Below are 7,766 nucleotides of genomic sequence, written 5' to 3'. Positions count from 1 at the left end.
TGGGACGGAGACAATGTACAACAAGTGCTCCATCAGCGGTGTGCGTATCTCAATGGCTACTTCTCAAGATGAGTCTTGCAAGACTGGGATACACCCGAGTCAGACCTAACTTTCTGCCTAACTCGTCTCTTCAGGTAATGCTCCGCCAACGGATCTCTGGACTATGCTGATTCATCGTGACATGACCGCTGTTGTCGGTCATACCCCCTTAGTTAAGCTCCAGCGATTGCCGCAACAGTTTGGTTGTGTTGCTGAAATTGTCTTAAAACTGGAGGGGATGAACCCGGCCAAGTCGGTGAAAGACCGAATTGCCGTCAGCATGATCCTGGAGGCCGAGGAGGCCGGTTTGATTCAGCCTGGAGTCTCGACCATTGTGGAGGCCACCTCTGGCAATACAGGCATTGGGCTGGCGATGGTCTGTGCCGCCAAGGGCTATCGGCTGATGTTGACCATGCCCGCCAACATGAGCCGCGAACGGCAGCAGATGCCCCGAGCCTACGGAGCCGAGGTGATTTTGACCGCTGCGGAGGCGGATATGCCGGGGGCGATCGCCCATGCCAATCATCTGCTGGCCACAGTGCCCAATGCCTTTTCGCCCCACCAGTTCAGCAACCCCGCCAATCCCAAAATTCACTACGAAACCACCGGCCCCGAAATTTGGCAAGATACCGACGGCCAACTAGCCGTTTTAGTTGTGGGCGTGGGCACCGGGGGCACCCTCACCGGAGCCGGACGCTACCTTAAAGAACAGAATCCGCACTTGCACATCGTGGCAATCGAGCCAACTAACAGCGCTGTGTTGAGTGGCCAACCCGCCGGGGAACATGACCTTCAAGGCATTGGGGCCGGATTCATTCCCGATGTGTTGCGGGTCGATCTGATCGACGAGATTATGGCGGTGAGCGAAGCCCAAGCCTATGAAACTGGCCGCCAACTGGCCCAGCTCGAAGGCATTCTGAGCGGCATTTCCACCGGGGCGGCGGTCTATGCTGGGCTGCATCTGGGGCAGCGCGATCGCTATCGCAACCAACGCATTGTGATCATCCAACCCAGTGGGGGGGGAGCGCTACCTCAGCACGGCCATGTGGCATGGGGTGAATCCTGACGATTCGCTAGCTGCGCCGCCTGTGGCTCTCAGTCATTAGCCCTAACCCTTGGATACCCATGCCGCCTGATGCACACCCCCCCTGGCAGGTTCAAGACCGCTTTCTAGAGCTCCACTCTCGCTGGATGACGCTGATTGGCGAGCACTGGCTAGATGCCCAGGGGCAACGGCTAGAATACTGGCGCATTGAGAAGGCCGATTCCGTTATTGTGTTGCCTATTCAACCGGATCACCTGGGCCAGTCTCATATTTTGCTGCCCCCCGCCAGCTTCCGGCCTGGGATGGGGCAGGTGACGCTGGATTTCCCGGGGGGACGACGTTTGGCAGAGCAAACGCCAGAGGAAGCTGCGATCGCGATCCTCCATCGAGAGCTGGGCCTAGAGGCAACCGCGATCGCCCAGCTTACGCCCCTCAACCCTGATGGGTGGGCGATCAACAGCTCCTTCTCAAACCAAAAACTTTACGGGTTTATCGCCTACCTTGATGGGGGCATCTCGCAGTCGCCAGAATTGACGGCGATCGCCTATCCTGCGACTGCAACGGGCGTGGGCCAATTACTCGACGAGCTGACTTGCTTGCAGTGTCGCGCTGTTCTTTTAGAGTGGCGCACTTACTTAGAGAACGGATTGTGACTCCGGCCAGCCTCGTCCGCGCGCCCTCTCGGCAAATTTTTGTGCTGGCTCCAAAAGCAGCTGGTGTTGTGGAACTAAGATCAAGTAGAACGGCAGGGTAGCAGCCTAAGGCGAGCCATGGCGGTCTAGTCAGGGGCAAGGTATGCAACGCATTGTCTTGATTGCTGGGTTTGAATCCTTCAACGCCGACCTCTATCGGCAGGCCGCCCAGCTGGCCCAGGCTCGCTGTCCTGAGCTGGATATTCAGGTATTTAGCGATCGCGACCTCACCCCCCAGGCCAAGAAGGTCGAAGCCGCTCTGCAAGGAGCCGACGCTGTCTTTTGCAGCCTGATTTTTGACTACGACCAGGTGATGTGGCTGCGGGAGCGGATGCAGGATATCCCCATTCGCCTGGTGTTTGAGTCGGCCCTAGAGTTGATGAGCCTGACCCGGCTAGGGAAATTTGTGATTGGTGATCAGCCCAAGGGCATGCCCAAGCCGATCCAGTTTATTCTCAGCAAATTTAGCAGCGGGCGAGAAGAGGACAAGCTGGCGGGCTACCTGAGCTTTCTCAAAACTGGCCCCAAGCTGCTCAAGTTTGTGCCCGTCAAAAAGGTGCAGGATCTGCGCCACTGGCTGATCATCTACGGCTACTGGAACGCGGGCGGCAGCGACAATGTGGCGGCGCTGTTCTGGTTTTTAGCCGAAACCTACCTGGGCCTTGCTGTGGGGGACATTCCGCCGCCGCAGGAAACGCCGAACCTGGGCCTGCTGCACCCCGACTACTCTGGCTATTTTGAGTCGCCCCGGCAGTACCTCACCTGGTATCGCCAAACCCATCCCAAAGCCCAAAATTGGCCCGTGGTGGGGCTGCTGCTCTACCGCAAGCATGTGATCACCCAGCAGCCCTACATTCCCCAACTGATTCGCCAATTCGAGCAGGCGGAGCTGGTGCCGCTGCCCATTTTTATCAACGGCGTTGAGGGCCATGTGGCTGTGCGCGACCTGCTCACCAGTGCCCACGAAACCGCCCAGCGGCAGGGGGGCCAGCGCGACACCCTCTCCCTCTCACCCGAAGCCGCCGAGGTGGATGCGATTGTCTCAACGATTGGCTTCCCTTTGGTGGGTGGGCCAGCGGGTTCGATGGAGGCAGGGCGACAGGTGGAGGTGGCTAAGCGCATTCTTAGCGCCAAAAATGTGCCCTACCTGGTGGCGGCACCGCTGCTGATTCAAGACATCCATTCCTGGACGCGCCAGGGCATTGGCGGTTTGCAGAGCGTGGTGCTCTATGCCCTGCCGGAGCTGGATGGGGCCATCGACCCGGTGCCCTTGGGTGGGCTGGTGGGCGACCAGATTTACCTGATTCCCGAACGGGTGCAGCGCCTCACGGGTCGCCTCAAACGATGGATCGCCCTGCGGCAAATGCCCCCGGCAGAGCGCAAGATCGCCATCATTCTCTACGGCTTTCCCCCTGGCTATGGGGCCACGGGCACGGCGGCGCTGCTGAATGTACCGAAGTCGTTGCTGAACCTCTTGCAGGCGCTCAAAGCCCAGGGCTATACCGTCGGCGATCTCCCAGAGGAGGGCGAGACCCTAATTGAGTGGGTCAAAGGAGCCGATGAAGCCATCCCTGGCATGAGGATCCCTGGCGTTCAGATCCCCAGTTACTCCAAAGAAATCGGGGATCTAGGTACCCCGCCACCCGCCACGGTTTCCCTTCGGCAGCTAGAGAAATGGCTGTCCTATGTGCAGCGCGATCGCATGACTCGCCAGTGGGGGGATCTCGAAAAGGCCGACCTCAAAACCTTCGACGGGCAATGTTTGCTGGGGGGCGTGCAGCTCGGTAATGTGTGGATTGGCGTACAGCCACCCTTGGGAATTTCTGGGGACCCGATGCGGCTGATGTTTGAGCGCGACCTCACCCCTCATCCCCAGTACGCGGCCTTTTATAAGTGGTTGCAAAACGAGTTTGAGGCCGATGCGGTGGTGCATTTTGGCATGCACGGCACGGTGGAATGGCTCCCCGGCTCGCCCCTGGGCAATACGGGCTACTCCTGGCCGGACATTTTGCTGGGCGATCTGCCCCACCTCTATATCTACGCCGCCAACAACCCCTCCGAGTCGATGCTGGCCAAACGTCGGGGCTATGGCGTGCTGATTTCCCACAATGTGCCGCCCTACGGTCGGGCCGGACTTTACAAAGAACTGCTGGCTCTACGGGAGCTGATCGCCGAATACCGCGAAGACCCCGCCAAAAACTACGCCCTCAAAGAGGCCATCCTCAAAAAACTCTTTGACACGGGCCTGGATGCCGATTGCCCCTTTCCAGAGGCCAAAAAACTTGGCATCGAGTTCACCCCAGAGACCGTGGATCTCTTCAGCGCCGCCGTCTTTAACCGCTACCTAGTTACCCTCTACGACTACCTGCAAGTGCTCGAAACTCGCCTCTTCTCCAGCGGACTCCACGTCCTGGGCCAGCCCCCCACGGCTGAGGAACTGCACAGCTATCTCTCTGCCTACTTCGGTGATGCGTTGCCCCCAGACCTGCTTCAGGTCACCAGTCAAGTTACGACAGACGCGAACCTTCAAGATCTCGATACCAAAATCCAAACGCTAAAATCCAAAATTCCCCCCGACACCTGGCCCCAGCTCAGCGACAAACTTCAAACGGCCCTGGATATTTGCATCCTGCTGGCCCAAACCACCGATGAACTCACGAACCTGCTGCGGGGGCTGAACGGCGAATATATTCCCCCGGCTCCGGGCGGCGACCTGCTGCGGGATGGCCCTGGGGTGCTGCCCACGGGACGCAACATTCACGCCCTCGACCCCTACCGGATGCCCTCCCCAGCGGCCTACCTGCGCGGTCGAGAGATTGCCCAAAAAATTCTGGCCCAGCACCAGCAGGAAACGGGCACCTATCCCGAAACCGTGGCGGTGATGCTGTGGGGGCTGGATGCGATCAAGACGCGGGGTGAATCCATCGGCATTTTGCTGGAACTGGTGGGAGCCGAGCCAATCAAGGAAGGGACTGGGCGGATCGTGCGCTACGAACTGCGGCCCCTGGCGGAACTGGGCCATCCCAGGGTAGATGTGCTGGGCAATTTGTCGGGGATTTTTCGCGACAGCTTTGTCAATATTATTGAGCTGTTGGACGACCTATTTCAGCGGGCGGCGGCGGCGGATGAGCCGGAGGATCAAAACTTTATTCGCAAGCATGCCCTGGCCCTGCAAGCCCAGGGGGTTGAGAATGTCAGCGCTCGCCTGTTTTCTAACCCAGCGGGGGATTTTGGCTCGCTGGTGAACGATCGCGTCACCGATGCCAACTGGGAATCGGGGGATGAATTGGGGGATACCTGGCGCGATCGCAACACCTTCAGCTATGGTCGTCAAGATAAGGGTCAGGCCCGCCCCGAAATTCTGCACACCCTGCTAAAGAGCACGGAGCGGGTGGTGCAGCAGATCGACTCGGTGGAGTACGGCCTCACCGACATTCAGGAATACTACGCCAACACCGGGGGTCTAAAGCGAGCCGCCGAAATGCAGCGGGGCAAGGCCGTCACCGCCAGCTTTGTGGAGAGCTTCTCCAACGACACCACCCCCCGCAAGCTGGAAGACCTGCTGCGGATGGAGTATCGCACCAAGCTGCTGAACCCCAAATGGGCCGAGGCCATGGCCAACCAGGGTTCCGGTGGAGCCTACGAAATTTCCCAGCGGATGACGGCACTGATGGGCTGGGCCGGAACCGCCAACTTCAAAGATGCCTGGGTTTACGACCAAGCCGCCGCCACCTATGCCCTCGATGCCGCCATGGCCGAAAAGCTGCGGCAGGCCAACCCCGAAGCCTTTCGCAACCTGGTGGGGCGCATGTTAGAGGCCCACGGTCGCGGCTTTTGGCAGCCCGACGCCGACCAGATTGACCAGCTGCGCCAGCTCTACGACCTCACCGACGCCGACCTGGAAGGGGTCAAGGGGTAGTCATGGCCGCTGCCGCCCCCCGCACTGACACCTTTCCCCTGGCGGCCATTGTCGGCCAAGACGCAATTAAATCGGCCCTGCTGCTGCTGGCCGTCGATCCGGGCCTGGGCGGCGTCATTATTGCCGGACGCCGAGGCACCGCCAAATCGGTCATGGCCCGTGCCCTCCACACCCTGTTGCCCCCCATTGAGGTGATGCAAGGCTCCCGCTGGAACAGCGACCCCACCAACCCCGACGACTGGGACGATAGGACGTTGGTCAAAAGTCAGCCATCAGGAGCCAGGCGTCAACAGAAAAAATCTCGCCGCCAGCCTTCCCCCACCCCATCATGCCCCACCCATCTCATCCCGCCTCCGTTCATTCAAGTCCCCCTCGGTGTCACCGAAGATCGCCTGCTGGGATCGGTGGATGTCACCCAGTCGATTAAACAAGGCGAGCCCATCTTCCAGCCGGGGCTGCTGGCGGAGGCCCACCGGGGGGTGCTCTACGTGGATGAGATCAACCTGCTGGATACCCACATCACCAACCTGCTGCTGACGATTTTGGCCCAGGGCTACAACCGCCTTGAGCGGGAGGGCATTAGCATTCAGCATCCCTGCCGCCCGCTGTTTATCGCCACCTACAACCCAGCGGAGGGCGATCTGCGCGAGCACCTGATTGACCGCTTTGCCCTGGCCCTCTCGGCAGACCAACCCCTGGCCCTAGCCGATCGGGTCGAAGCGGTGGATCGCGTCACCCACTACAGCTCCGATCCCCAAAGTTTTTTGGCCCAGTACACCCCCGATTTGGCCAACCTGCAAACCCAAATTGCCCTGGCGCGGGCCTGGCTGCCCCAGGTGCAGGTACAGCCCGCGCAGATTGCCTACCTGGTGGATGAGGCGATTCGAGCCCAGGTAGAAGGGCACCGGGCCGACCTATTTGCCCTGCGGGTGGCCAAGGCCCACGCTGCCCTCCAGGGGCGGCTGACGGTGGAAGCTGAGGACCTGCACCGGGCGGTGGAACTGGTGATTGTGCCCCGGGCCACGGTCATCGCTCTGCCCCCCGAACCGCCGCCGCCAGAACTCCCGCCTGAGCCCCCCGAAAATAACCCGGACTCGTCCCCGGAGCCTGAGGCCGAGACACCAGAACCCCCGGAGGGTGGCAGCATTCCCGATGAGTTTGTGTTTAGCCCCGAAGGGGTCGTGCTGGATCCGGCGGTGCTCTACTTTGCCCAGATGGCCCATCGCCGCCACGGCAAAGCCGGGGGGCGGGGGATGATTTTCTCCCAGGAGCGGGGTCGCTACGTGAAGCCGATGTTTCCCCAGGGGCCGATTCAGCGAGTCGCGATCGATGCCACCCTGCGCGCTGCCGCACCCCATCAGAAGTTTCGACGGCAGCGCTACGCCCAGGATCACCCCGACCAGCCCGGTCTGCCCCGCCGCATTTTTATCGAGGCGGATGATGTTCGCGTCAAGCGGCTGGCCCGCAAGGCCGGAGCCCTGATTATCTTTGTGGTGGATGCTTCAGGCTCAATGGCCCTGAACCGAATGCAGGCCGCGAAAGGGGCGGTGCTGCAACTGTTAGGAGAAGCCTACCGTAGCCACGACCACATTGCCCTAATTGTCTTTCGTGGCGAACAGGCCGATGTGCTGCTGCCCCCTACCCGCTCCATTACCGCCGCCCGTCGTCGCCTCGATCGCCTGCCCTGTGGGGGTGGTTCGCCCCTGGCCCACGGGCTAGCGCAGGCGGTGCGTCTGGGCGAAAACGCCCGCAAGGCGAAGGATATTGGTCAGGTGATGATTGTCTTGATCACCGATGGCAAGTCCAATGTGCCCCTAGCCCATTCCCTGGGACAGCCTGACCTGAGTCGGGAAGCCACCCCCATCAAAGCCGAACTGCTCCAGATTGCCGCTGCCATCCGCCGCCTGGATCTGCAACTACTGGTGATCGATACCGAAAACAAGTTCATCGCCTCTGGCTTCGCCAAGGAGCTGGCCCAGCAGGCGGGGGGGCACTATTACTATCTACCGAAGGCGACGGAGGGGGCGATCGCCGCCATGACGTTGGGCCTCCGGGGTGTTTAAAGCCTCGG

General features: G+C 60.6%; 3 protein-coding genes and 1 pseudogene. All 4 read left to right on the top strand.

Annotated elements, in window-relative coordinates:
• Window positions 1-163 precede the first annotated feature (163 nt).
• The 4 genes and pseudogenes from cysK (at window position 164) to bchD (ending at window position 7,758) form a co-directional block, all read left to right on the top strand.
• A pseudogene (gene cysK, locus AC0QKW_RS01760) lies at window positions 164-1,145 on the top strand (cysteine synthase A).
• Window positions 1,146-1,164: 19 nt separating this feature from the next.
• Entirely contained in the window at window positions 1,165-1,737 is a 573-nt protein-coding gene (locus AC0QKW_RS01755) for an NUDIX hydrolase (RefSeq protein ID WP_473149343.1), read from the top strand.
• A 142-nt stretch (window positions 1,738-1,879) separates the two neighbouring features.
• Window positions 1,880-5,695 (top strand): magnesium chelatase subunit H, encoded by a 3,816-nt coding sequence (gene bchH / locus AC0QKW_RS01750; RefSeq protein ID WP_473149342.1) that lies wholly within the window; start codon window positions 1,880-1,882, stop codon window positions 5,693-5,695.
• A gap of 2 nt (window positions 5,696-5,697) precedes the next feature.
• Entirely contained in the window at window positions 5,698-7,758 is a 2,061-nt protein-coding gene (gene bchD, locus AC0QKW_RS01745; protein WP_473149341.1) for a magnesium chelatase ATPase subunit D, read from the top strand.
• Window positions 7,759-7,766: the final 8 nt, after the last annotated feature.

This window comes from Pseudanabaena sp. PCC 9330 (assembly GCF_055795045.1).
The sequence above is the reverse complement of the archived record's forward strand: the minus strand, read 5'-3'. Positions and strand labels throughout refer to the sequence as shown.